The 25,749-nt window shown below is 66.6% G+C and carries 24 protein-coding genes, 1 pseudogene and 1 riboswitch; of the genes and pseudogenes, 11 read left to right on the top strand and 14 right to left on the bottom strand.

The features are described 5' to 3' along the window. Positions 1–10: 10 nt before the first annotated feature. The 4 genes from treS to HNP02_RS13205 all read left to right on the top strand — a co-directional run bounded on the left by treS (position 11) and on the right by HNP02_RS13205 (position 5,677). Complete coding sequence (gene treS / locus HNP02_RS13220) at positions 11–1,765, top strand: maltose alpha-D-glucosyltransferase (RefSeq protein WP_184439042.1); 1,755 nt, start codon at positions 11–13, stop codon at positions 1,763–1,765. Next, positions 1,762–3,108, top strand: coding sequence for a phosphotransferase (locus HNP02_RS13215; protein WP_184439039.1), 1,347 nt, complete (start codon positions 1,762–1,764; stop codon positions 3,106–3,108). Before treS ends, HNP02_RS13215 begins: the two co-directional genes overlap by 4 nt. Positions 3,109–3,183: 75 nt before the next feature. After that, entirely contained in the window at positions 3,184–3,666 is a 483-nt protein-coding gene (locus tag HNP02_RS13210) for a YkgB family protein (RefSeq protein WP_184439037.1), read from the top strand. A 28-nt stretch (positions 3,667–3,694) separates the two neighbouring features. Further along, complete coding sequence (locus HNP02_RS13205) at positions 3,695–5,677, top strand: glycosyltransferase family 39 protein (RefSeq protein WP_309241533.1); 1,983 nt, start codon at positions 3,695–3,697, stop codon at positions 5,675–5,677. Between the two features lie 9 nt (positions 5,678–5,686). Here the strand turns inward: HNP02_RS13205 and HNP02_RS13200 are convergent, their stop codons facing one another. The 4 genes from HNP02_RS13200 to glgX all read right to left on the bottom strand — a co-directional run bounded on the left by HNP02_RS13200 (position 5,687) and on the right by glgX (position 10,050). Continuing rightward, positions 5,687–6,427: an ABC transporter permease gene (locus tag HNP02_RS13200; protein WP_184439818.1), complete on the bottom strand. Its 741-nt coding sequence runs from the start codon at positions 6,425–6,427 to the stop codon at positions 5,687–5,689. Between the two features lie 97 nt (positions 6,428–6,524). Continuing rightward, entirely contained in the window at positions 6,525–7,337 is an 813-nt protein-coding gene (locus HNP02_RS13195; RefSeq protein WP_184439035.1) for an ATP-binding cassette domain-containing protein, read from the bottom strand. Continuing rightward, on the bottom strand, positions 7,334–7,786 hold the full coding sequence (locus tag HNP02_RS13190; protein WP_184439033.1) for a MarR family transcriptional regulator: 453 nt from the start codon (positions 7,784–7,786) through the stop codon (positions 7,334–7,336). Before HNP02_RS13190 ends, HNP02_RS13195 begins: the two co-directional genes overlap by 4 nt. A gap of 113 nt (positions 7,787–7,899) precedes the next feature. Further along, positions 7,900–10,050: a glycogen debranching protein GlgX gene (gene glgX / locus HNP02_RS13185; protein ID WP_184439031.1), complete on the bottom strand. Its 2,151-nt coding sequence runs from the start codon at positions 10,048–10,050 to the stop codon at positions 7,900–7,902. A gap of 307 nt (positions 10,051–10,357) precedes the next feature. Next, positions 10,358–10,574, top strand: a riboswitch (cobalamin riboswitch). Positions 10,575–10,719: 145 nt separating this feature from the next. Here glgX and metE point away from each other — a divergent pair. Beyond that, a complete protein-coding gene (gene metE, locus HNP02_RS13180; RefSeq protein ID WP_184439029.1) occupies positions 10,720–12,981 on the top strand; it encodes a 5-methyltetrahydropteroyltriglutamate--homocysteine S-methyltransferase in 2,262 nt (753 codons plus the stop codon). Here metE and HNP02_RS13175 read toward each other — a convergent pair. The 9 genes and pseudogenes from HNP02_RS13175 to HNP02_RS13135 form a co-directional block, all read right to left on the bottom strand. After that, positions 12,978–13,532: an isochorismatase family protein gene (locus HNP02_RS13175; protein ID WP_184439027.1), complete on the bottom strand. Its 555-nt coding sequence runs from the start codon at positions 13,530–13,532 to the stop codon at positions 12,978–12,980. The two genes, metE and HNP02_RS13175, sit on opposite strands and share 4 nt — an antisense overlap. Positions 13,533–13,680: 148 nt before the next feature. Beyond that, on the bottom strand, positions 13,681–14,163 hold the full coding sequence (locus tag HNP02_RS13170) for a MerR family transcriptional regulator (RefSeq protein WP_184439025.1): 483 nt from the start codon (positions 14,161–14,163) through the stop codon (positions 13,681–13,683). A gap of 8 nt (positions 14,164–14,171) precedes the next feature. Beyond that, on the bottom strand, positions 14,172–15,044 hold the full coding sequence (locus HNP02_RS13165; protein WP_184439023.1) for an SDR family NAD(P)-dependent oxidoreductase: 873 nt from the start codon (positions 15,042–15,044) through the stop codon (positions 14,172–14,174). Between the two features lie 178 nt (positions 15,045–15,222). Continuing rightward, a pseudogene (locus HNP02_RS13160) lies at positions 15,223–16,559 on the bottom strand (hypothetical protein). Then, positions 16,556–16,969, bottom strand: coding sequence for a hypothetical protein (locus HNP02_RS13155; RefSeq protein WP_184439816.1), 414 nt, complete (start codon positions 16,967–16,969; stop codon positions 16,556–16,558). The pseudogene HNP02_RS13160 and the gene HNP02_RS13155 overlap by 4 nt, the downstream one beginning before the upstream one ends. Before the next feature lie 29 nt (positions 16,970–16,998). Next, the gene (locus HNP02_RS13150; RefSeq protein WP_184439022.1) at positions 16,999–17,193 is read right to left on the bottom strand and encodes a hypothetical protein; all 195 of its coding nucleotides are present in this window, start codon (positions 17,191–17,193) and stop codon (positions 16,999–17,001) included. Further along, entirely contained in the window at positions 17,190–19,034 is a 1,845-nt protein-coding gene (locus HNP02_RS13145) for a hypothetical protein (RefSeq protein ID WP_184439020.1), read from the bottom strand. The genes HNP02_RS13150 and HNP02_RS13145 overlap by 4 nt, the downstream gene beginning before the upstream one ends. A 105-nt stretch (positions 19,035–19,139) precedes the next feature. Then, entirely contained in the window at positions 19,140–19,907 is a 768-nt protein-coding gene (locus HNP02_RS13140; protein ID WP_184439018.1) for an isocitrate lyase/phosphoenolpyruvate mutase family protein, read from the bottom strand. A gap of 14 nt (positions 19,908–19,921) precedes the next feature. Further along, positions 19,922–20,134, bottom strand: coding sequence for a molybdopterin-binding protein (locus HNP02_RS13135; protein ID WP_184439016.1), 213 nt, complete (start codon positions 20,132–20,134; stop codon positions 19,922–19,924). A 59-nt stretch (positions 20,135–20,193) separates the two neighbouring features. Between HNP02_RS13135 and HNP02_RS13130 the strand changes: the two genes are divergently transcribed. Then, a complete protein-coding gene (locus HNP02_RS13130) occupies positions 20,194–20,760 on the top strand; it encodes a hypothetical protein (RefSeq protein WP_184439014.1) in 567 nt (188 codons plus the stop codon). 364 nt (positions 20,761–21,124) lie between these two features. Here HNP02_RS13130 and HNP02_RS13125 read toward each other — a convergent pair whose 3' ends face one another. Then, positions 21,125–21,949 carry an alpha/beta hydrolase gene (locus HNP02_RS13125; RefSeq protein WP_184439012.1) on the bottom strand — a complete coding sequence of 275 codons (825 nt, stop codon included), beginning with the start codon at positions 21,947–21,949 and terminating at the stop codon, positions 21,125–21,127. Positions 21,950–22,154: 205 nt separating this feature from the next. Between HNP02_RS13125 and HNP02_RS13120 the strand changes: the two genes are divergently transcribed. The 5 genes from HNP02_RS13120 to HNP02_RS13100 are packed head-to-tail and all read left to right on the top strand — an operon-like array spanning position 22,155 to position 25,579. Continuing rightward, positions 22,155–23,336: a tyrosine-type recombinase/integrase gene (locus tag HNP02_RS13120; RefSeq protein ID WP_184439814.1), complete on the top strand. Its 1,182-nt coding sequence runs from the start codon at positions 22,155–22,157 to the stop codon at positions 23,334–23,336. After that, on the top strand, positions 23,311–24,102 hold the full coding sequence (locus HNP02_RS13115; protein WP_184439010.1) for a hypothetical protein: 792 nt from the start codon (positions 23,311–23,313) through the stop codon (positions 24,100–24,102). The genes HNP02_RS13120 and HNP02_RS13115 overlap by 26 nt, the downstream gene beginning before the upstream one ends. Then, entirely contained in the window at positions 24,099–24,503 is a 405-nt protein-coding gene (locus tag HNP02_RS13110; protein ID WP_184439008.1) for a hypothetical protein, read from the top strand. Before HNP02_RS13115 ends, HNP02_RS13110 begins: the two co-directional genes overlap by 4 nt. A 16-nt stretch (positions 24,504–24,519) precedes the next feature. Next, a complete protein-coding gene (locus HNP02_RS13105) occupies positions 24,520–25,188 on the top strand; it encodes a tyrosine-type recombinase/integrase (RefSeq protein ID WP_184439006.1) in 669 nt (222 codons plus the stop codon). Then, positions 25,178–25,579, top strand: a complete 402-nt coding sequence (locus HNP02_RS13100) for a DUF6262 family protein (RefSeq protein ID WP_184439004.1) — start codon at positions 25,178–25,180, stop codon at positions 25,577–25,579. Before HNP02_RS13105 ends, HNP02_RS13100 begins: the two co-directional genes overlap by 11 nt. Positions 25,580–25,749: the final 170 nt, after the last annotated feature.

Genomic DNA, 25,749 nt, shown 5'->3' with positions numbered 1-25,749 from the left:
TTGAACCTTGATGGATCAAACCACTGGCACCGATGGGATGGTGGAGCACCCGAACGCGGACGACTACAGCCACGCGCGGACGCTCCCGGAAGATCGCACCTGGTTCAAGCACGCCGTGTTCTACGAGGTGCTCGTCCGTGCGTTCAACGACTCGAACTCCGATGGCTGTGGTGACCTTCGTGGCTTGACCGACCGGCTCGACTATCTGAAATGGCTTGGCGTCGACTGTCTTTGGCTGCCGCCCTTCTACGATTCACCGCTGCGCGACGGTGGCTACGACATCCGCGACTTCTACAAGGTGCTGCCGGAGTTCGGCACCGTCGACGACTTCGTCAACCTGCTGGACGCCGCACACCGCCGGGGGATCCGGGTCATCACCGACCTGGTGATGAACCACACGTCGGACTCCCACGCCTGGTTTCAGGAGTCGCGCCGTGACCCGGACGGCCCCTACGGCGACTTCTACGTGTGGAGTGACAACAGCCAGCTCTACCAGGACGCCCGGATCATCTTCGTCGACACCGAGGAGTCCAACTGGACGTTCGATCCGGTGCGCAAGCAGTTCTACTGGCACCGGTTCTTCTCCCATCAGCCCGACCTGAACTACGACAACCCGGCCGTCCAGGAGGCGATGCTCGACGCGCTGAGGTTCTGGCTCGACCTCGGCATCGACGGCTTCCGGCTCGACGCCGTGCCCTACCTGTTCGAGCGCGAGGGCACCAACTGCGAGAACCTGCCAGAGACGCACGCCTTCCTGAAGCACTGCCGCAAGGTGATCGACGACGAGTTCCCGGGCCGGGTGTTGTTGGCCGAGGCCAACCAGTGGCCCGCGGACGTCGTCGAGTACTTCGGCGATCCGGCGACCGGCGGCGACGAGTGCCACATGGCGTTCCACTTCCCGTTGATGCCGCGCATCTTCATGGCGGTGCGTCGTGAGTCGCGGTTCCCGATCTCGGAGATCCTCGCCCAGACGCCTGCGATCCCCGACCTGGCGCAGTGGGGCATCTTCCTGCGCAACCACGACGAGCTAACGCTCGAGATGGTCTCCGACGAAGAGCGCGACTACATGTACGCGGAATACGCCAAGGATCCGCGGATGAAGGCCAACGTCGGCATCCGCAGGAGGCTCGCGCCACTTCTGGAGAACGACCGTAATCAGATCGAACTGTTCACTGCGCTGCTGCTCTCGCTGCCGGGCTCCCCGGTGCTGTACTACGGCGACGAGATCGGCATGGGCGACATCATCTGGCTCGGCGACCGTGACGGTGTCCGCACCCCGATGCAGTGGACACCCGACCGCAACGCGGGCTTCTCGACGGCGAACCCCGGCAGGCTGTACCTGCCGCCGAATCAGGACCCGATCTACGGCTATCAGTCGGTCAACGTCGAGGCGCAGCGCGACGCCTCCACCTCGTTGTTGAACTGGACGCGCACCATGCTGGCGGTGCGGCGCAGACACGACGCGTTCGCCGTCGGAACCTTCCGGGAGTTGGGCGGCTCCAACCCGTCCGTGCTGGCGTACGTGCGCGAGCTGGACCGCGACGGTGAGGTGGACGCCGTGGTGTGCGTCAACAACCTGTCCCGGTTCCCGCAGCCGATCGAGCTGAATCTGCAGCAGTGGAGCGGCTATTCGCCGGTCGAGCTGACCGGGCACGTCGAGTTTCCCGCGATCGGTCATCTGCCCTACATGCTCACGCTCCCTGGACATGGGTTCTACTGGTTTCAACTCCGGGAGCCCCTACGAGAATCGGAGGAAATTCGATGAGCGCGCCGGGTCACCTGCCGTGGACCGATTGGTTGCCGTCGCAACGCTGGTACGCCGGACGCGGCAGGGACTTCGCCGAGGTGCGGCCCGGCCATGTCGTGGCGCTGCGCGACGACATCGACCTGGTGCTGTTGGACGTGGGCTACACCGACGGCACCTCCGAGCGCTACCAGCTACTGGTCCGCTGGGGCATCGCGCCCATCGACGAGTACAGCGACGTCGCGACCATCGGCACCGTCGGTGAGGAGCATGGCGGACGCACCGCCTACGACGCGCTGTACGACCCTGGTGCCGCCCGTGAACTGCTGGCACTGGTCGACGGGTCCGCATCGGTTGGGCCGCTTCGGTTCATCAGGGAACCCGATGCCGAGCTTCCTGTGGACAAGGCGCCGCGAGTGTCGAGCGCCGAACAGAGCAACACCAGCGTGGTGTTCGAGGACGCGGCCGTCCTCAAGGTGTTCCGCCGGGTCAACCCTGGGGTGAACCCCGACATCGAGCTCAACCGGGTGCTGGCCCGTGCGGGCAACCCACACGTGGCCCGGCTGCTCGGCTCGTACGAAGCGGTGCTCGACGGCGAGCCCTACGCACTCGGCATGGTGACCGAGTTCGCGGCCAACGCGGCCGAGGGCTGGGACATGGCGATGGCGAGCACGCGCGACCTGTTTGCCGAGGGCGACCTCTACGCCGACGAGGTCGGCGGCGACTTCGCAGGCGAGTCCTATCGCCTCGGAGAGGCCGTCGCCTCGGTGCACCAGACGCTGGCCGAGGAGCTCGGCACGTCGCAGGTGCCGTTCCCGACGGACGCCCTTCTGGACCGGCTGCACGCCGTTGCGGCGGCAGTTCCGGACCTGCAGCAGTACGTCACGACGGTCCAGGAGCGGTACCGAAAGCTGGCCGACGAGACGATCACCGTCCAACGGATGCACGGCGACCTGCACCTCGGCCAGGTGCTGCGCACCCCCGAAAGGTGGCTGCTGATCGACTTCGAGGGCGAGCCAGGGCAACCGCTGGTCGACCGAAGGCGACCCGACTCTCCGCTGCGCGACGTCGCGGGCGTGCTGCGGTCCTACGAATACGCCGCCTACCAACGGCTCGTCGAACGCGGCGGTGACCCCCGGCAGGACAAACAGCTCGCCGCACGGGCCCGCGAATGGGTGGAACGCAACAGCACCTCGTTCTGCGAGGGCTACGCGGCGGCCGGCGGGGCCGACCCCGCCGGCCAACCCGATCTGCTCGCCGCCTACGAGCTCGACAAGGCGGTCTACGAGGTGGGCTACGAGGCCAGGCACCGGCCCGGCTGGCTGCCCATCCCGATGGGGGCGATCGTCCGACTCATCGGCTGACCTTGTAACGGTTCGGCGCCTGAGCTCCACGGAAGAGATGTACGCGTTCGATTCCGAGCAAAGGAGCCAACTGTCATGAGCCGTCCCATCGACGCCCTCGGCGGCACACTCGCGCGATACGGGCTGGTCGTGGTGCTGGCGTGGTTCGGGCTGCTGAAGTTCATGGCGTACGAGGCGCAGGGCATCGAGCCGCTGGTGTCGGACAGCCCGCTGATGAGCTGGCTGTACGGTGTGTTCTCGGTCACCACGTTCTCGGCCCTGCTCGGTGTCTTCGAACTCGCTGCGGCCGTGCTAATTGCCGTAAAGCCCTGGTGGCCATGGGTTTCGGCGCTGGGCAGCCTGCTGGCCATCCTCCTGTTCACCGGCACCATCAGCTTCCTGTTCACTACCCCCGGCGTCACCGAGGCGACCGCAGGTGGGTTCCCCGCCCTGTCGATCACGGGCGAGTTCCTGATCAAGGACGTGGCACTGTTCGGCGTGGCCGTGTGGACGCTGTTCGACGCGCTGGAAGCAACCCCCAGCCGTCTCTCGGCCAGTTCACAGGTCGGCGCAGGGTAGCAATGAGTCACTGGGCTATGTGACAACAGTGTTCAATGCTGCGGCAAGCACGTTCAACGCGCTGCAGACGACGCCGACCGATTCGGAAACCACCCCGACGCCGCCAGCCCGGATCTCCTCGAGCACGTGGAATCGCATCGGTCTCGGCGTCCTGCTGGTCGGCACCGCCGTCCTCTACCTGTGGAACATCACCATCAACGGGATGGGCAACCAGTTCTACGCGGCGGCCGCCCAGGCGGGTGCGACGAACTGGGAAGCACTGCTCTTCGGCTCGCTGGACACCAGGAACTTCATCACCGTCGACAAGCCACCGCTCTCGCAGTGGGTGATGGGGCTCTCCGGCCAACTGTTCGGGTTCAGCAGCGCGAGCATGCTGGTGCCAGAGGCGCTGATGGCGGTCGGCTCGGTCGCGCTGCTGTACGCCGCGGTGGCACGGATCAGCGGCCCACGGACCGGGCTGCTGGCGGGCACTGCGCTCGCGCTGACGCCGGTGGCCGTGCTGATGTTCCGGTTCAACAATCCCGACGCGGCGATGGTGCTGTTGATGACGGCCGCGGCGTACTGCACGGTGCGCGCGCTGGACGGCGGACGCGAGGAGCAAACCAGGGGAAGCCACGGTGGCAGGTGGTTCGCGCTGGCGGGCGCCGCACTGGGCCTGGCGTTCCTCGCCAAGATGCTCGAGGGCGTCATGGTGGCGCCTGCACTGGCCGCCGCCTACCTCGTCGCCGCACCGGTGTCGCTGCGGACCAGGCTGCTGCACATGCTCGGGGCGGCGGCCGGCTTCCTGGCCGCGTCCGGCTGGTTCGTCGTGCTCACGCTGCTGTGGCCGGCGTCGTCGCGGCCCTACATCGCGGGCTCGACGGACAACAACTTCATGAACCTGGTGCTCGGCTACAACGGGTTCGCCCGGGTACTCGGCCACAACCATCCGTCGTTCACCCCCTCGACCGCGGAGGTGGGCACGTTGGCAGGCGCCCAGGTGCACGTCGCGACCGGGCGGGGCGGCGGTGCGCTCGGCGGCGGCGGATGGGGCAGCCAGTCGCAGGGCCTGACGCGGCTGTTCTCCGGTGAATTCGGCTTCGAGATCGGCTGGCTGATCCCCGCCGCGCTACTGGCGACCGTCCTGGTGATGGTCGCGCGCGGCCGCGGCCCACGCACCGACCGGGTGCGGGCGGCCGCGATCCTGTTCGGCGGGTGGATCCTGGTCGACGGCCTGGTGCTGAGCTACATGCAGGGCACGATCCACCCGTATTACAGCCTGTCCGTCGCGCCTGCCATCGCAGCGATGTTCGCGATCGGTGTCGGCCAGATGTGGGCACGGCGTGAATCATTGTGGTGCCGAATTGGTCTCGCGGTGATGCTGGCGACGACGGGGCTATGGAGCTGGTGGACGCTCGAAGGCAACGCCGACTGGCTGCCCGTTCTGAAGTGGTCGGTGCTGGTGCTCACCGTGGTGGCGTCGCTGGCGCTGATCGCCGTGCTGGCGATCCAGCCGCGTCGCGGAGTCGTGCTGGCGTTGCTCGGTGTTGCGGTGGCGGGCGCCCTGGCCGGACCCGCCGCATACGCCGTCGCGACCGTCGGGGCCGCGCACGAGGGCGGCGGACCGTCGGTCGGTCCGGCTCGGGCTGGCGGACGTGGGATGGGCACGTGGGGCGGGCCAGGGAGGGGCGTCGACACCCCGGAACTGGACGCGATGCTGGAGGAGACCAGCACGCCGTGGTCGGCCGCCATCGACCGGTCGTCGAGCGCAGCTGGGCTCGAGTTGTCCACCAACACTGCCGTTATGGCGATCGGCGGCTTCTCCGGCACCGACCCGACGCCGACCTTGAAGCAGTTCCAGGACGACGTCGCGCATCACCGGGTCGCGTTCTACATCGCCACGAACAACCACGGCCACGGTCCGATGTGGGGAGGGCATGGCCACGCCGACATCGCCACCTGGGTGGCAAGCACCTTCGACGCGGTGCAGGTGGGCAGCGCGACGGTGTACGACCTGTCGACACCGAAATAGCTTGCGGCGTTACTGGACTAGCCTGCGCAACAGGGCCGACGCCGCGGCGACGCCGAGGACTGCCGCGATCAACAGGATGCCGATGTCCAGCCAGGTGTTGCCGGGAGTGCCGAGCAGCAGCGCACGCAACGCGTTGACCTCGTAGCTCAGCGGGTTGATCGCCGACAGCCAGCGCAGCCACTGCGGCATGACATCGACCGGGTACAGCGCGTTGGACGCGAAGAACAGCGGCATCGTGATGGCCTGGCCGATGCCCATCAGCCGGTCCCGATTGCGCACCAGACCCGCCAAAGTCATGGACAGACAGGCGAAGAACGCCGACCCGAGCACGACGACACCCATCGCCGCGATGATGCGCAACGGATTGGCGGTGAGGTGGATGCCCATCAAGTACGCGATCACCAGGACGCCGATCACCTGCGCGACCGACCGCACGCCCGCCGCGAAGGCCTTGCCGGTGATGAGCGCCGACGCGGGTGCCGGCGTCACCATCAGCTTGGCCAGGATGCCCGCGTCGCGGTCCCAGACGATCTGGATGCCGTAGAAGATCGAGATGAACAGCGCCGACTGCGCGATGATGCCCGGCGCGAGGAAGGCGAGGTACGGCACGTCGCCGGTGTTGATCACGTGCAGGCGGGAGAACGTCTGGCCGAAGATCAGCAGCCACAGCGCGGGTTGCACCATGCGGGTGATCAGTTCACTGCGGTCGTGCGAGAGTTTCTGCAGCTCGACGAGCGCGAACGCGCCCATGCGGCGCAGCAGTCCGGTGACGCGGTTCAGGCCGCGGGGAGCGCGGAGCAGTTCAAACTCAGGGCGAGCGAAGCGACGGGGTGACGTATCGGGGCGATCAACTGACACGGCGGGCCGCCCTTCTGCTGGAACGGATTTCACGCAGGCCCTGCTTGGCGGCGTCCTCCGAGAGGTCCTCGCCTGCGTGGTGTCGGAACACGTCTTCGAGGCTGGCGGTGGGTGACACCGCGGCCTTCAGCTCCGTCGGCGTGCCCACCGTCTGCAGCACGCCGTGGTGCATGAGGGCCACTCGGTCGCACAGAGCGTCCGCCTCCTCCATGTAGTGGGTGGTCAGCAGCACGGTCATGCCGAACTCGTCCTGCATCCGCGCCACCTGCATCCAGACACCGTCGCGCGCAATGGGATCCAGACCGACGGTGGGCTCGTCGAGAATCAGCAGCGACGGACGGTTCACCAGCGCCTGGGCCAGTTCGAGCCGTCGCACCATGCCGCCCGAGTAGGTCCCTGCGAGGTTGCCCGCGACGTCGAGCAGTTGCATCGCCTCCAGCGCCTCGTCGACCCGCGCGCGGCGCTGCTTGCGCGGCACGTCGTACAACCTGGCGAACAGGTCGACGTTCTGCCGCCCGGTGAGCGCCGATTCGATCGAGAGTTGTTGTGGCACATAGCCGATGTTCTGGCGGATGTCCAAGGTGTCGCGGCGGGAGTCGAATCCGAAGATCCGTACCTCGCCGTCCTGGACGGGGGTGAGCGTGGTGAGTACCCGCACGACCGTGGTCTTGCCTGCGCCGTTGGGTCCGAGCAATCCCATGGTCTCGCCGGCCTCGACCTCCAGGGTCAGGCCGTCCACCGCGGTGAACTGGCCGTACCGATGAGTCAGGTGCCTGCAGTCGATGGCCGGTGCACTGGTCATTCTTCCTCCTCGCGCAGTAGCCGGGTGACGTCGGCGAGTACCGCCAGCCCGTCGGTCAGTCGTTCGATCTGGTCGGCGTCGAGACGCTCGAGCACCGCGCCGAGGGCGGCCCGGCGGGAGGCGCGTGATTCGTCGGCGATGCGCTGTGCCGACTCGGTCAGTCGCAACCTGCCGACGCGGCGGTCGTCGGGGTCGACGGTGCGCACCAGCAGACCGTCGGCCGACAACCGGGAGACCAGCGTCGATGCGGTGTTCGCCGCGAGCCCGAGTTCGGCGGCAGCGTGCCGGACGGAGATGCCTGGCTGTCTACCGACCAGCCGCAGCAGCTCGGCCTGTGATTCGGGCAGGCCGGTGCCGATCGGGAGGCCATCGCCGGACCGCCGCACCTGGCGCCGGAGCCGGCCCACCGTGGCGATGAGTTCGACGGCGAGATCGGCCGAGGTTTCCACTCACCCACAATACCTCTGTTGCAGAGGTAATTATCGCACTGCCCGTGACTTGGATGCGGAAACCGTCGCGTACCGAACGCCAGCGCTCCCAAGTCGCGGATTGCGGCGAATGATCAAGAATGGTCGGGCGCGGGTTCCAGCACGATCAGCGCGCGTGCGCCAACCGACACCGTGCCCGCCGCAGCGATCCGCTCGTGCGCGTCGGCGATACCGGCTTCGGTGTCGATCACCGGCCGCCATGCCGCGCCGAACTCCTTGGGCGGCAAGGTGAACTCGATGGCCTCGTGGTGGGCGTTGAAGCACAGCAGGAACGAGTCGTCGGTGACGGGCTGGCCGCGCACGTCGCGGTCGGGGATGCCGTGGCCGTTCAAGAACACCGCGACCGACTTCGCGAAGCCGGCACCCCAGTCCTCACCGGTCATCTCGTCACCGTCGGGAGCGAACCAGGCGATGTCGGACAATCCGCCGTCGCCGCGCCGCCCGACGGGCTTGCCGCTGAAGAACCGACGCCGCCGGAACACCGGATGGGCTGCACGCAACGCCGACACCGTACGGGTGAACTCCAGCAGGTCTTCGTCGGCGTCGGCCCAGTCGATCCAGGTGATCTCGTTGTCCTGGCAGTAGCCGTTGTTGTTGCCGCCCTGCGTGCGGCCCAGCTCGTCGCCGTGCGAGATCATCGGAACTCCTTGCGACAGAAGCAGAGTCGTCAGGAAGTTGCGCTGCTGACGGGCCCGCAGGGCAGTGATCTCCGGATCGTCGGACGGCCCTTCCACGCCGCAGTTCCACGACCTGTTGTGGCTCTCGCCGTCGTTGTTGTCCTCGCCGTTGGCCTCGTTGTGCTTGTCGTTGTAGGACACCAGGTCGCGCAGCGTGAACCCGTCGTGCGCGGTGACGAAGTTGATCGACGCCACCGGGCGGCGGGCGGTGTGCTCGTAGAGATCGGCCGACCCGGTCAGGCGGTAGGCGAACTCGTCGAGGGTCGCGGGCTCACTGCGCCAGAAGTCGCGGACGGTGTCGCGGTACTTGCCGTTCCACTCCGTCCACTGCGGCGGGAAGTTGCCGACCTGATAGCCGCCAGGCCCCAGATCCCACGGCTCGGCGATCAACTTGACCTGGCTGACCGTCGGATCCTGCTGGACCAGGTCGAAGAACGCGCTCAGTCGGTCGACGTCGTAGAACTCCCTGGCCAGGGTGGACGCCAGGTCGAAGCGGAATCCGTCGACGTGCATCTCGGTCACCCAGTACCGCAGCGAGTCCATGATCAGCTGCAGGGAGTGCGGGTGGCTGACGTTGAGGCTGTTGCCCGTCCCGGTGTAGTCCATGTAGTACCGCTTGTCGTCCTCGACGAGCCGGTAATAGGCGGCGTTGTCGATCCCGCGCATCGACAGCGTCGGACCCCTGTGGTTGCCCTCGGCGGTGTGGTTGTAGACCACGTCGAGGATCACCTCGATGTTGGCCTCGTGCAGCGCGCGAACCATCGCCTTGAACTCCTGCACCTGCCCGCCAGGGGTAGTGCTGCTGCTGTACTTCGGATCGGGCGCCAGGAAGCCGATCGTGTTGTAGCCCCAGTAGTTCGACAACCCCTTGTCGATCAACGTGGAGTCGTTGGCGAAGTGGTGCACTGGCATCAGCTCGATGGCGGTGACGCCGAGGTTGGTGAGGTGCTCGATGATGACCGGGTGCGCGACGGCCGCGTACGTCCCGCGGATCTGCTCGGGGATGTCGGGGTGCGTCTCGGTCAGCCCCTTGACGTGGGCCTCGTAGATGACGGAGTCGGCGTACTCGTGCTGCGGCGGGCGGTCGACGCCCCAGTCGAAGAACGGGTTGATCACCACGGACTTCGGCATGCTCGCCGCGGAGTCCTCGTCGTTGCGGCTGTCCTCGTCGCCGAAGGTGTAGCCGAACAGCGACTGGTTCCACTCGAACGTGCCGTCGATGGCCTTGGCGTAAGGATCCAGAAGCAGCTTGTTGGGGTTGCACCGGTTGCCTGCGCCGAAATCGCCGGGCCCGTACACCCGGTAGCCGTAGCGCTGACCAGGCTCGGCGCTCGGCACGAAGCCGTGCCATACGAATCCGTCGACCTCGGGCAGCGTGATGCGGGTCTCCCCGCCGTCGGTGTCGAACAGGCACAGCTCGACGCGCTCGGCGACCTCGCTGAACACCGCGAAGTTGGTCCCAGAGCCGTCGTAGGTGGCGCCGAGCGGGTACGCCTTGCCGCGCCAGACCTCTGGTGCGGCGACGGTCGGACTCGGGGCTTGGGGCAAGGTGCGACCTTCCGGGTGGTGAATAACGGACCAAGGCGACGATACGGTGCACCCGGGTGGGAGGGCATTCCGGGCGAGCCGCTCACATCCGCGTTCAAGCGCCCTTGCACCCTCCCTGAACTGCCCGCTTGCCGCGTCCCGCAAACACGCGCAGGAAGGGGTGTGGGCACCATCACGCCTATTGGGCCGGGCCAGCGCGCCGCCATCGCCGACGGCACGCGCAAGGCCGGTCCCACCGCGAATCATGGCCGAGTAATCTGAATCACGCAGCTGGTCTGTCGACGTCGGGTTCTGGCCCGGTGTCGACATCGAGCGCCGCACCCTTGGTTGAGGTGCGACGCGAGAGGGAACTCGGTGAGAATCCGAGACTGTCCCGCAGCGGTATGCAGGAACGACCGCCGTCATCAGCACTGGCATGCAGGCAACTGCGGCTGGGAAGCGACGGCCAGTAGGTGTACGACGCCTCGGCAGAGGTTCGTGCGCGCCTGCGAGTCCGAAGACCTGCCAGTTGTACCGGACGCGCCGCGTCCGGTGGTTGTCGCCTCGCGGAATGGGCGGATGACCGACGTGGTTGTTGGTTGCGCATGCCTGCGGTGTGCGACTGGCAGGTGCTCGGTTGACGTCCGCTGGCGGTGACCATCCCGTCGCATTTGAAGGACGACCCAAGCAATGACCGCTAAGCCATTCACCACCACCATCACCGGATCGCCACGCATAGGCCCGAATCGGGAACTCAAACGGGCCGTCGAGAAGTACTGGTCGGGCAAGATCGATCGCGCAGAACTCGAAGGCGTCGCCGCCACGATCCGCCGCGACGCCTGGAGCCACCTGGTCGACGCCGGGCTGGATTCGGTTCCGGTGAACACCTTTTCGTACTACGACCAGGTCCTCGACACCGCCGTGCTGGTGGGCGCGCTGCCGCCCCGGGTTGCCAACGTCACCGATGATCTGGACCGGTACTTCGCCGCGGCGCGCGGGAACGACGACATCGCCCCGCTGGAGATGACGAAGTGGTTCGACACCAACTACCACTACCTGGTGCCCGAGATCGGCAGCGGCACCCGGTTCGCGCTCAACCCGGCCAAGGTCATCGGAGAGCTGGAAGAGGCACGGGCACAGGGTGTTCCGGCGCGGCCGGTGATCGTCGGGCCGATCACCTTCCTGGCACTGAGCAAGGCCACCGACGCCAGCGCCCCGATCGGACGGCTCGACGACCTGCTCGCCGTGTACGCCGAGCTGCTCGAACTGCTGGCCGACCAGGGTGTCGAATGGGTTCAGCTGGACGAGCCGGTTCTGGTGACCGACATCGTCGACAACGCCGCGGAGCTGGCGGAGCGCACCTACCGGGTGCTCGGCGGTCTGAACAAGCGTCCTGCCCTCTTCGTCGCGACCTACTTCGGTGAGCTGACCGACGCACTGCCCGCGCTGGCGCGCACGCCCGTCGAGGCGATCGGCGTCGATCTCGTCGCAGGCAGCGTCGCACCGCTGGCCGCCGTGCCGGAGCTGGCGGGCAAGACGATCGTCGCAGGTGTCGTCGACGGCCGCAACATCTGGCGCACCGACCTCCAGTCAGCCCTCGGCACGTTGACAACCCTGCTGGGATTGGCTGGCAGCGTTGCAGTTTCGACGTCGTGCTCGACGCTGCACGTGCCCTACTCGCTGGACCCCGAGACCGATCTCGACGACGCGCTGCGCAGCTGGCTGGCGTTCGGTGCGGAGAAGGTCGGAGAGGTGGTGACGCTGTCGCGCGGCCTGCGCGAGGGCCGCGATGCCGTCGCAGCGGAGGTCGACGCCTCCAACGCCGTCATTGCATCCCGTCGTGCCGACCCACGCCTGTCCAACGGTCGGATCAGGGCACGCATCGCGTCGATCATGGCGTCCGGCACCGCGCGCGGCCCGGCGGAAGACCGTCGCGTCGCGCAGAACGAGCGGCTGCACCTTCCCGCGCTGCCGACCACGACCATCGGGTCCTACCCGCAGACGTCGGCGATCCGCGTCGCACGCGCTGATCTGCGGGCAGGGACGATCGACGCCGCCGAGTACGAGCGCCGGATGAAGGCGGAGATCGCCGACGTCATCGCGTTGCAGGAGCAGCTCGGCCTCGACGTGCTGGTGCACGGCGAGCCGGAACGCAACGACATGGTGCAGTACTTCGCCGAACAGCTCGACGGGTTCTTCGCGACCCACAACGGCTGGGTGCAGTCCTACGGCAGCCGCTGCGTGCGGCCGCCGATCCTGTTCGGCGACGTGGCCCGCCCGAAGGCGATGACCGTCGAGTGGATCACCTACGCGCAGTCGCTGACCTCCAAGCCCGTCAAGGGCATGCTGACCGGCCCGGTGACGATCCTGGCGTGGTCGTTCGTGCGGGACGACCAGTCGCTTGCGGATACGGCCGCCCAGGTGGCGCTGGCGATTCGGGACGAGACCGTGGACCTGCAGTCGGCGGGCATCGCGATCATCCAGGTCGACGAGCCCGCGCTGCGGGAGCTGCTGCCGCTGCGGTCGAAGGACAAGGCCGCCTACCTCGAGTGGGCGGTCGACGCGTTCCGGCTGTCGACGTCAGGGGTGGCGGACTCCACGCAGATCCACACCCACCTGTGCTACTCGGAGTTCGGCGAGGTGATCGGTGCGATTGCCGATCTGGATGCTGACGTGACGTCGATCGAGGCGGCGCGCTCGCACATGGAGGTGCTCGGCGACCTGAACGCCGTCGGGTTCGCCAACAGTGTTGGTCCCGGTGTCTACGACATCCACTCGCCGCGCGTTCCCGGTGTGGAGGAGATCACGACGTCGCTGCACGAGGCACTGAAATCGGTTCCCGCAGAACGGCTCTGGGTGAATCCGGACTGCGGTTTGAAGACCCGCACCACCGATGAGGTGACGGCCTCGCTGCAGCATCTGGTGGCGGCGGCCGCGCAGGTGCGCGGCTAGCTCGCGATCTCGACGCCCGCGGCACGCAGTGCGTCGACGGCCTCGTCGGTCGTCGTCGGTGACACCCCGGCGGTCATGTCCAACAGGACCCTGGTGGTGAAGCCGGCGGCGACGGCGTCGGCCGCGGTGGCCTTGACGCAGTAGTCGGTGGCGATGCCGACCACGTCGACGGCGTCGATTCCCTTGGCGCGCAACCAGTCCGTCAGCGTCGTGCCGTCGTCCGCGGACGCACCCTCGAATCCGCTGTAGGCCGCGGAGTAGTGCCCCTTGTGGAACACGGCCTCGACCGCGGTGGGGTCGAACGCCGGGTGGAAGTCGACACCCGCGGTGCCGACGACGCAGTGTGGTGGCCAGGAGTCCTTGAAGTCGGGGTTCTCGGAGAAGTGAGTGCCCGGATCGATGTGGTAGTCCTTGGTCGCCACGACGTGGTCGTAGGCGTGGTCGGCGAGCAATTCGGTGATCTTCCTCGCCACCTCGGTGCCGCCCGCGACGGCCAGCGAACCGCCCTCGCAGAAGTCGTTCTGGACGTCGACGACGATCAGCGCGCGCATGCGCTCACCTTATCGAGCACCAGCCGCGAATAGGCACTGCGCAGCCGAGACCAGGGTGACCGACACTGCGCAGCAACACGGCACCTGAGCCATCTCGCCTCGCTCGTTGTTTGAGGCTGCTCGCCGCGTACGCAGATGTTGCCAGGATCTAAACGGGATGGCAGGTGTCGCCGGTGGCGCCGCCATACGTGGTGATCTTGTATTCCGTGGCGGCAAGGGAAAGGGTGAGTTCGCGGATCTGGCGGCGGATGGTGTCGCGGTGTTCGAGCAGCATGTCGAGTCGTTCGGGCACAGTCTGCTCGCCACTGTCGACGAGCGCGATGTAGTGCTGCAGATCGCGGATGGCCATGCCGGACAACCGCATCCGGGTGAGGAATACGAGTCGGCGCACCGCCTCGGGGTGGTAGCTGCGGTGTCCGTTCCCATCGCGGTCGACCTCGACGAGCCCGGCGCGTTCGTAGTAACGCAGTGTGTGCGCGGAGACGTCGAGCAGATTGGCGACTTCGGCGATGGTCATCGGTTCGGTGACGTCACTGGTGTCAGCGAGGCGGTGGATCACCTCGATCGACATCGGGCCGTCGATCTCGCTGAGCGACGCCAGCGCCCTGCTCATCAGGTCGTCGGTGGACATACCCGATCCTAGATTGGACGCAGCGAGGCGGCGACACCGGTGATGTCGGCGCTACGGGCCAAGCCAGCCCACTGGCTGACCTCATCCAGACCGCGTTGGTAGGCGGCCGTGAGACGCACGACGGCTTCGGCGCCGAGTGGCAGCCGCAGGGGTACTTCCTCGGAATGGGCCAAGGAGACGATGATTTCCGCGGCCTTGGCGGGGTCGCCTTCCTGAATCCCGTCTGCACCGGCCATGTCGGCTCGCACGTCGGCCAGGATCTCCCGGTAGGTCTGCGAGACGTCGGTGAAGTCGAGCACGTCGGCGGCGTTGAACGCGGTGCGGAACCGGCTTGGCTCGACCAGCATGACGCGGATTCCGAACGGGGCGACCTCCCCGGCCAAGGCCTCTGACCATCCCTCCAAAGCGAACTTCGACGCCGAGTAGGTCGACACGCCCGGGAAAGACGACCGGCCGCCCTGGCTACTCATTTGCACGATCGTCCCCCCTCCCTGGGCCCGCATGACGGGCAATGCCGCGCGCACTAGGGCAGCGGGACCGAACAGGTGCAGGTCCATCAGGTCGCGCAGCTGCGTGTCGGTGACCTCCTCGGCGGCGCCGACGATGGCGCGCCCCGCGTTGTTCACCACGACGTCCAATCGGCCGTAATGCTCGACCGCCACTTGGACGAGGCCGTCGGCTCCGGTGGTGTCCCTGGCGTCGAACTGAACGCTGATAACGCGGTTGGCGTATGCAGCCCTCAGGTCCGCCACGCAATCGGGATTGCGGACCGCGGCCACGACCTGATCGCCTGCGGCAAGGGCAGCCTCGGCCAGCGCACGTCCGAATCCCTTCGAGGCTCCGGTGATGATCCAGGTCTGCGATGCCGTAGGTCTTGTCATGGCAGCGACATTAGAAGTTCGAGCGCGCTCGAACGCAAACCCGACCCGCCGTCCTGGATCGTGGAGATGGATCGAGTCGTTGGCTCCGTGGGAGTTGGCTGCCGATGCTGGCCAAGTTGTGATCGCGTTCTTGAGTTGGCGGCGCCCACGAGTTGCATGCGAGCAAGGACTCAGGATGCTAGCCGCCGAAGAGCAGGTACAAACCGGTGAACGTATAGCCGACCATCACCAGCATCATCGCCAGCTGGCCGGTCACCTGGTGGCGCTTCGGCAGCAGCCACAGCGCCTTGTCGTGTGCGGCGATCACACCGGCGATGTGCCCGCCCAATACGAAGCCCACCTTGGCGTGGCCAGTACCGCCGGGTGCATCGACAGCACGTAACTCACGTGAGCATCGCCCAGCCCCAACGGATTCCAGCAGCGATCGAGCGGATCGGCCAACTGGATCACGGTCTGCTGGCCGCGTTCGACGAGGTAGGTCAGGTAGTGCGCGAACACGTACCCGATGACGATCGGGATCAGCGAGTGCGCCATCAACCCTGGCAGTTGGCGCCGCGTCGCGCCGTCCACGCCACCGGTGGCGCGCGCCGCGAGATGGAAGGTGGCGCTGACGGCGGCGGCGAACACCAGCAGGCCAACGGTACGGATCGCGACGGCGCCCAACGGCACGCCGTCGGCGTGGGCGTCGACGAAGTTGCGCCACTGCGGCATCGCCGAGAAGCTGTCGAACGCCGTCGATCCCAGCAGTACGGCCAGCACCGCGACCGTCCCCGGCCGGACCGGCATCGACGGCAGGTGATCGAAGGGATTGCCGATCGCGATCCTGCCGTCGGGGTTGCGACGCAGCGGCGACAGTCGCGAGGCGGCAACGCCGTACACCTCGAACGGGTCAGCCCGCGCGCACCAGCGATCGCCGAATACCAGCGTGCCGGCCAGCGTCACCGCCAGATACATCACCAGCCAGATCTTCACGGCGGCAAGCGATCCCGGGTCAGGACTGGCGAGCTCTAGCCACACGAACGTGAACAGCCCAAGTGCGGCGGGCCAGTAGCCCAAGCGCTGCGGGTATGCACTCGGCGGGGGCCGACGGGACAGCGGCGTCAGTCGGTACACCGTGCGCACCGGCGACAGCGCGCGCCACACCGGCCCGACCGCCAGCGAGAGCGCCACCAAGCCCACCCACAGCAGCACGTAGAAGACGCCGAGCAGTGGGTTCTGGCCATCCTGCGGACCGAACACGGCGGCGACCGCGACCCAGACGGCGAACAGCAGCGCCGCGATGGCCACCGCCCACCGGGTGGCGGGCGCGTCGACCACCGTGGTGAGCCGTGCCGGCAGCGGCCGACCGGGCTTGGCCGGGTCGAACCGGGGCTCGCGCCAGGCGAGCGCGACGACCGCGAAGGTGAACGTCAGCGCCCACGCCGCACCGATCAGCGCGTAGGTGTAGGGGATCGGTAGATCGGCGGAGCCGCCAAGACCGTGGGCGAGAACCGCCGTCGACCGATCCGCGATCACTGCACCGTGACGGTCGCGACGGTCTTGTTCAAGTGGTGCAGTTCGACGTCGACCTTGCCGGGCACATCGACGGTGAACTGGAACGACTGGGGGCCACTCTTGGCCTCGACGTTGAACGTGTGCTCGGGATTGGAGTGCACGTGCAACTCATCGGCGACGTCGCTGTTGACCCGCACCACGATGGGTTCCTTCGCCTTCGCATCGAACGAAGCGTTGGTCGGGGTCACCTCACCGCCCTTGATGGTGACGTCGATGACCAGCCGGGACGGCGGCGTCTGCTGGTCGGACATCTGTGGGGCGTCCGTGGACGATGGAGCCGCTGGGGCCCCGGAGCTGCTCGGAGTGTCCGAGCTCGTCGATCCGCCGCAACCGGCGGAAATCAGTGCTGCCGCGGCGAGGGCGGTCATCATTTTTAGGGACGGATTCAGCGTCTGCGTTGTCACGGGGAACCATCATGGTCGCCGGGAGCCGAGTTCTCACTGTGAGACCCGTCATCGCTGGTCTCGGCATCGTTGTTTCCGGCACTGTTGCGACGGTCGCGCATGGCGACGAACACCACGACGCCAACGACGACGACCGCGGGCGCGAACGCGGGCAGCGCCAGGAGCAGCGTGTGATCGGCGAGGACGGTCAACCGTGTGGCACCGGTTGCTTGGGCCCTGGATCAGTGGACGTCTCGGCGTCGGTGAACGACTCACGTGCGTTGATCCGTCCTGCGCCCCAGGTCAATACGGCGATCAGGACCAGCGTGCAGAACAGCACCACCAGCCCCGCCACGCTGAACAACCACGACGGGTGATCCGAGTTGCGTTCACGCTGCAGGATGGTGAGCTCCTGGACGAACGGGCGCGTACTCGACGCCAGGGCAGGCGTTTCCTCCGCGCCGATGCCAGGGTCGGCGGGAAGGAAGATCGGCACACCGGCCATGGTGTGACCGTCCTGTACGCGAAGCAGCGTCTTCCACGAACCCCAGACCGGGACCGGCTGCGTCGACCGGTAGTGGCCGGGGCCGACCTTCTCCAGCTTGTCGATGGCCAGGCCACGATCGTTGGCGACGCCACCCTGCCAGGACAGGATGGTGACCCATTCGGGGTCGTCACTGATCAGGTCAGTGGGGGAGATCCGGACGTCCGCCGACACCATCCGCTGACCGGCATCGCTCGGGAGGTCTGTCAATGCGATTGTGGCACTGGCATTCTCGGGTACCTCGGTGCGCAGGCCATTGGCCACCGCGCCGCCGACGACGAGCACCGTCACGACGACGGCGGTGATGCCGATCGCCGGGCGGGGCAACCGCTGCCCGGTGAGCACCATCGCCAGCAGCGCGCCGCACACGCCCATTGCGATGGCGACCGGCACCGACATGGCGAGCGCCTCCGGCCACATGCTCGTCGGCCACGGGTAGTGGTAGACCGCGTCGATCCACAATGACTCCAGCCACAGGCCGGCCGTGCCGACGCCGAAGCCTGCGACCGCGCCGAACAGCATGGGGCGCTTGGCAAGTGACGTCAGCGCAATCAACTCCACCACCAGCGCCGGGCCGAGGTAGAGCGCGAACCAACTGGTCGGGCCGCCAAGCACGGGACCCACGACCAGCGAGACGACGCCGCGGATCACGATCGCCAGCCCAGCAGCGATGATCGCTGCGCCACGGCCGAGCGTCAACCGGGCGCACACTGCGGCGAAGGCGGCCGCGGCGGCGATCAGCATCGGCTGCTGCACGAGGCGGAACTGCTCGACGCCGAAGTCGTACTCGATCTGGAATACCGACAGCCCGATGAACAGCCCGCCAAAGGACAGGTAGCGCAGCAGTTTCAGGATGATCGTGTCGTCGGCGACGTCCGGCCCCATCACGCGTCTGCCCTCGTACTCGAGGAGCAGCACGGCGATCAGCGAGAGCCCAGCGCCGCCGATCAACATCAGGTGGGTCGGGCCCCAGAGCGTGACGTCCTGGCCGAAGATGCGGTGCCAGATGTCATCGAGCGGGAAGCCGATGAGGGCGTAGAGCCCGCACATCGCCATCAGCAGGCCGCCGACGGGCGCGAACCAGGTGCGGGTGATCCGCACCGCGGAGGCGCCGGGCTTGTCGTAGGGCAGCACCATCGCCAAGGTGCCCGCGATGAAGAGCAGGAACAGTCCGAACAGGATGAAGTAGTGCGCAGGGTTGGCCAGCGGCCCTGGGTCACGGCCGTTGCCGATGTGCAGGCTGACGTCCCAGATGAATCCGAACAGCGCGGCGATGATGGTCGCGGTGAACAGGAACACCTGCAGCGCCACCCACGGTGGGCGCTTGAACTTGGTGCCAACCCGCTCGGACAGGTTCTTCAGCCACGTGATGCGCCGCATGCGGTGCAGGTAGCCGACCCACAGCAGGCCGAGGGTCACCACCATCGCGACCGCCGACATGCCGATGACTTGATCGAGGGCGGCGCCGCCGCCCTCGTTGGCCGCCGCGACGAATGTCTCCGATGTCATTGCCACTCATTCCCCTCTTGCCGAGTTCGAGCAACGGTTCCTACCCGTCGGTAATATTGTCCGATTTCCTAAAGTGAAACCAGAGGTCCCAGGTAGTTACCTGGGCTAACGGCCGTGGGAGTACCGATTCAGCTGTTCCTGCATGTCGGGGTAGGAGAGTGCGGCGGGAAACTTCAGGCCACCACGAGTGGCGATCGCCACCGCGACGGCGGCGCTCAGTGCGGCACGGTAGGGCAGCGATCCGGTGGACACCCGGCGCACCCCGAGGCCGGCGAAATCAGCGGGCGAGAACCCCTGAATCGCCAGCACGTTGAGTGGCCGGTCGATGGCGCTCGCGAGGTCGCGGAGCACGGCGGGGTCGGAGGCGCCCGGCACGAAGATCCCGTCCGCGCCCGCGTCGACGTAGCGACTCGCGCGGTCGACGGTCTCGGCCACCGTGGCGGACTGACCCAACCAGTACGTGTCGACCCGCGCGTTGACGAAGACCTCGGGCGAGCGGGCCTTGATCGCGCGGATCTTGGCGGCGTGCACCTCGGGCGCGATGAGTGTCTCGGCGGTGCTGTCCTCGATGTTGATGCCGTCGACCGGGAGTAGTGCGACGTAGTCGGCGACCGCGTCGGGGTCGGCGGTGTAGCCGTCCTCGACGTCGAGGCTCAGGTGGCAGTCCAGCGGTCGAAGCGCCGCGGCCAGCCGGAGGTTCGCGTCACGTGTCGAGCCGCCGCCGTCGGGCGCACCGTGAGTGGCCGCGACGCCGAAGCTCGTCGTCCCGATCGCGGTGAAGCCCGCCTCGAGCAGCACCAGCGCCGACGGCACGTCCCACGCGTTGGGCAGGACCAACGGCAGGTCGCCGTAGTGCAAATCGCGGAACGTCATGAGCGGCGGCCGGGTTACTCCACCCCGATGGCCACCTCGGTCGACTTGATCAGGACCGTCGCAGCCTTGCCGGCCTGAAGGCCGAGGTCTTCGGCGGCGTCCTTGGTGATCGATGCCGTGACGACCTGATCGCCGCCGTCGAGGCGGACCTTCACCGTGGCCATGACGGTCCCCAGCGTGACCTCCGTGATGGTGCCGGTGAGCTGGTTTCTCGTGGAAAGTCGCATGTGCGCAGCCTAGGCCGATCACGCTTGGCCCTGGCCTGCTTCGGCTTAGCCTGGTGACGATGAAGCTGGCGGCCATGCACCTTCGGCAGCGCGACACCGTGACGTGCGGTCCCGCCGTCGCGGTGGTGGCCGGCGCGCTGCTGGATCCCGCCTATCGCGAGAAGCTGATCGGCAAGGCCGATGCGGGCCGGGCTTGGTTCGACGGTGAGCAGGGCCGGGTGCACCACCAGGTCAACCGGGTGTGGCCACGCCAACTGGGCACCACACCGATGGGGGTGGCCCGCGCGATGAGCGCCCACAGCGGTGCCCTCGGCGTGCGCTACCGCTGGCGGCTCTGCTGGGGTCGACGCGACGCGATGGCAGACGTGCTGACCGAGGTCGCCGCGCAGTGGCCCGTCGCCATGCTCGTCGGCCGGGTCATCCCGCGGCACTGGGTGCTCATCGTCGAGGTGAAGGGCGACGTGCTGCGCTGTTACGAGCCGTCGTCGGGCGAGGTGCGATCGGTCGACGTGGCCGCGGTGCAAGGTGCGCGGCTGCGTGGGCTCGGCTTCCCGCGGGCGTTCGCGTTCGTCCTGCCCCGCAGGTCGCGCAGCACCGACCGAGCGTCCCGGCTGCGCCCGGCCTAAGACGTCTACCGCAGGGTTGGCGTGCCGGTCCACCGGAGACCCCCCACCCGCGGCCAACACCGTTCGGGCCGCAACAGAGCAAGACTCACTCCTGCTCAGTCAAGAGGAACGGTCGGGAAGCTGCTCGGAAATCCCGCAGAGGCGAATCGGCCACAATCGAACATATGTTCCCTAGGGTGGTTAGAAGAGTGGAGTTGATGTAGCCAACGGGAGCTGTGGTCCCTATCTGGCACGTTCTCTGGGTGTTACCTCGGGTCGTCCGTGAGGCGCTGTGGTGTGTTCGGGTTGCAGCTTCTCGACCGATACTTTCCGCATTGGCCGAACCCGAGCCTCATTCCGGGGTGCTCTTGGGCTGCGGTGACTATTAGCTCGTTACCGGCAGATCCGCTTCCCCTCGGTCGGATCGCAGGTCACGCGATTCGAGCCACGCGTGGATTCGTTCGGCGACAACGGCCCATCCGGGCTCGAGCATCATGTCGTGTCCCATGTCGGGAAAGCTCTCTGCTTCGGTGCGATATGCACGTGCTGTTGCACGCACTTCATTCGTGGTGATGCAGTCGTCAGATTCCGCGCCCAGCACGAGCAAGGGTGTGCTGACGCGCTTCGAGCGGGGCAGGTTGAGAACCAGTGCGTCGAGTGTGACTCGTCTGCTCTCGTCCTGGATCTGAGCAGCGCAATGCGTGACCGTTGACTCGGGAGTCTGTGCGGAGAAGAACTTCTCACGGACAGCCTCGGGGCTGTTGAACAGGGTCGACGACTTGCCCGTGATGAACGCTGCCGCGAGGCGCCACGGGTGCTGCTTCATAAAGCGCAGAAGGAAGCCGGCAACTCCGCGCGGAGGTAGTGAGGCGACCAGTACACCGGCCGGAGCGTGATGCGACTCGAGATACTTCTGCACAATTAAGCCGCCCATGGAGTGACCGATTACGACAGGTCTTGTGTCCAAGCTGTCGGCGACGGACGCGACGTCGTCGACGTAGTCGGCGATCGAGCAGGCGCGGAGCGGCTTCGCTGTCGGGCTGTTTCCGTGGCCACGTAGGCTCACCGCCAGCACGCGATAGCCGTTACCTGCGAAGAAGTCCAAGAAGTGTTCGTTCCAGCACCATGCGGCATGCCAGCCGCCGTGGACGAAAAGCAGCGGCACCGGGTGAGATTTGGTGTAAGTCCCCTTGTCGATCACCTCGAGCATGAGTTTGACCCCTTCGTGGGCAGCTATCACAGCAATCGAGTCCCGTGGCTTAGCTGCAACGACGCCGAGGATAGCTTGCGGGCACGCCTACCACACCGAATTGACTACCGATCTTGCCGCGGCCGTTGCGCAGGGGTTGTCGGACTCTGTCGCTAGCGTCGCCTTCAGCACGTCCCACGCTGGCTGGGGACCCAAGGAGGCGGCATTGCAGGTTCAGCACGTCCTGCCGCCCGACGGTGGTCCGGAGTCGTGGACCGTGGTGGATGAGCGGGTCGCGGTGATTGAGCCAGTTGACGCATTCCTCGCTCATCTGACCGCAATCGAGCGCTCACCGGGAACGGTCCGGGCATATGCGTTCGATCTCCGGGACTATTTCGAGTTCTTGGCTGCGCATGAGATCAACTGGCGAACAGTACGTTTGGAACATCTCGGCCGATTCGTCGGTTGGCTGCGACTTCCGCCGACGATGCGGACTCCATCGGTGACATCGCTTCCGACGATTGAGACACGGTGTTCGGCGCCCACAATCAACCGGAAGCTCGCGGCGGTCGGGTCGTTCTACAAGTTCCATCACCGCCACGGCGTGGATTGCGGCGAGCTGCTGTCGACGATGAAAGCCGGTGGAGTGCGAGGGTCGTGGCGACCGTTTCTGGCCCACCTCGGTTCTGCTGGTGACCAACGCCGCCGGACGATCAAGTTGAAGACCCACCGTCGGCTGCCGAAGACGTTGTCTGACGAGTCGGTCCAACTGATCGTCGATGCGTGCGATCGGTTGCGGGATCGGTTCTTGATCGAGCTCCTCGCGGGCACCGGGATGCGGATCGGCGAGGCGCTCGGACTGCGCCATGAGGACATCGACGCCGCCAGCACGCTGATTCGAATCCGGGCCCGCAACAATATCAACGGCGCGCGGGTCAAGAGTGGCCAGCGTGACGTACCGGTCCCACCATCGTTGATTCGGCTCTACACCGACTATCTCGTCGAGGAATATGGCGACCTGGACTGCGACTACGTGTTCGTCAATCTGTGGGGCGGATCGCTCGGCACACCGTGGCGGTATTGGAATGTCACTGATCTAGTTGCCCGGCTGCGCGACCGCAGTGGAGTTGCGTTCTCTGCCCACGCATTTCGCCACACCTACGCAACTGGACTGCTCCGACGGGGAGTCCCGGCCGAGGTAGTGCAGAAACTATTGGGTCACGCTTCGGTGACGACGACGACCGACACATACCAGCACCTGGAGATCGAGGACATTCGCCGCGTGCTCGATACGGCTGGATGTCTGGGCCGCCCCGCGACGGACGGGGAGACGGGCACCGGGGACGGAGATGAGCACGCAGCTATCGCCAGTAGAGACGACAATGGCGCCGTTCGCGGGTGGACCTGATGGCTCATGGATCGACCGACTGCAGGAGTTGGTTGCCTCGGTCCTGATCGAGGATCGCATCATCGTTGAGCCTGACGATCCCGTCGGCGGGGGTGCTCCATGTCAGATCGCCGGGTGCCCTCGGCCTTCGGTTGCGGCGGGCCTTTGCTCCAGCCATACGCAGCGATGGGTAAAGGCCGGCCGGCCGGCCCTTAGTGACTGGGATCCCGGCGAAGCGCCTGGGCTGCAGTCGCTGTCGCTGGCGGCGTTGCCTACACCGTTGCGTTGGGAGATCGCCTACGGAATCCTGCAAGCCCGGCGAACGAACGACGTCGTACGGCAGGACTTCAAATTCGCCAGCAGGATGGTGCGCGGCCTCGCGGAGTCGGGAATCACGTCACTGCTTGAGCACCCCGAGCACAAATGGCCCGTGATCCGTGCTGACCGCAACCACGGACAGGCAAGCATGCATCTCCGGTCCGGCTTCCTCACCTTCACCATCGACGAACTCGACAAGCTCCGCGGCGCCTACGGTCGCGAGCACGAATTTGCTCGGGACCGTTGGCGCTTGCGCCGTCTGGGCTTCACCGGTGACGAGGCGGGTTGGACGCTCAATTTCTGCGGAATCCAGCAACCGTGGCTGCAGGAGGCGATCAAGAAATCCCTTCGGTGGCGCGTCGACATCGGCCACAGCGCCAGCGGGATGCACCGAGATGCCGCGACCCTGACTCAGTTGGCTCGCGCGCTCCCGACTGTGCTGGCCCCGATGCGCGGCCGGAACACTTGACGCGCGAAGTCATTACCCGCTTTCTGACCGTGCTCGCCGAGGATGGCCTGACAGCTACGGGACGTAGTCAACGGATCAGCTCCGCGAAACGCTTTCTTGTTGTTGCCCGCCAACACGACTGGATACACGACGTTCCGGCAGGGACAACGTTTTACCCCGAGGACGGCCCGGCCCGGGCCAAACTGGCGCCGCGAGCATTGTCGTCCGTCGTGATGGCTCAACTGGAAAGTGCGGCCAACCTCGACAAACTCACCGACCGACGGTGGCGCCTACTGTTCCCTCTGCTTATGGAAACCGGGCTGCGGATCAACGACGCGTTGCACCTGCCGCAAGACTGCGTAGTGCACGACCGGCATCAGGCACCCTACTTGCGCTATCGCAGCTCAGCGGGTCCGCAATGATTACTCGCCGCGAGCAGTGCTGTTTCCCCGGCTGACCCGCAACAGCGGCGGTATGCACCCGGTGGCCAAATCGGTCGCCGATCAGGCGCTGAAAACCTGGATCGCCGACTGCCGAGTCGTCGACGAGTCCGGCGCATCGGCGCGGGTCACGCTGCACCAGTTTCGCCACACACTGGGCACCCGACTGATCAATAACGACGTCCCCCAAGAAGTCGTGCGCAAGATCCTCGACCACGACTCGGCCGAGATGACCGCCCACTACGCGCGGTTGCATGACGACACAGTTCGCCGCCACTGGGAACGCGCACGCAAGGTCGACATCAACGGCAACGAGGTCACCATTTCTGCAGACGGCCCGCTTGCCGACGCCGAATGGACCAAGCAACACCTGTCGCGCGCCACCCAGGCCTTGCCGAACGGCTACTGCGGCTTGCCGTTGCGGCAGAGTTGCCCACACGCCAACGCGTGTCTTACCTGCCCGGTGTTCATCACAACGCCGGAGTTCCTACCGCAGCACCGCGAGCAGCTCGAGCTGACCCGCGGCATCATCGAACGTGCACAGCAACGCGGACAGCTGCGGCTCGTCGAAATGAACACGCGCACCGCCGACAACCTCACCAAGATCATCGACAGCCTCGACAATGATGCCGCCGCAGCCGAGCTCAGTGCCGATGATGCTCGCTGACAATTCCTGGCACCTGCGGGCCGCAGCCCGCTCGAAGCACGAAAACACCCGACGGCGTGCGCTCGCCGCACTCGGCAAGCTTGAGGCCGACGGCGCGCGAATCACCGTCACGGCGCTGGCTAAGGCCGCTGGCGTCGCCCGCTCCTGGATCTACACCCAGCCCGACCTGATGGAGCGGATCGCGGCCACCCCTGAGCGACCCGTGAACTCCGCGCCGACTCGCACGACAGACGAATCGTGGCAGCGCCGGCTCGAATTGGCCCACCAGAGGATCAAAGACCTCACCGAGGAGAACAAGCAATTGCGAACCCAACTGGCCCTCGCCCACGGCCAGCGCCGTGCCGATCAGATCGCCTCGGTGAGGACACTGTCCACAAGGCAAACGCCCTGACCAGCACCGACGAGTACTCATGGAACCCAATCGAACATATGATCGAAGGATGGGCGACCTTCAGTCGATCGGCTATTGTCATCTCGCAGGACATCGGTGACAGTTCTGTATCAGGACACCGGTAACAGTTTGGGCGGTCTTGGTGGTGACACTTCTGCCATCAAGCTCCG

The sequence above is a fragment of the Mycobacterium sp. AZCC_0083 genome, from assembly GCF_014202335.1.
Taxonomy (GTDB): domain Bacteria; phylum Actinomycetota; class Actinomycetes; order Mycobacteriales; family Mycobacteriaceae; genus Mycobacterium.
This window is presented reverse-complemented; position numbering and strand designations above follow the sequence as displayed.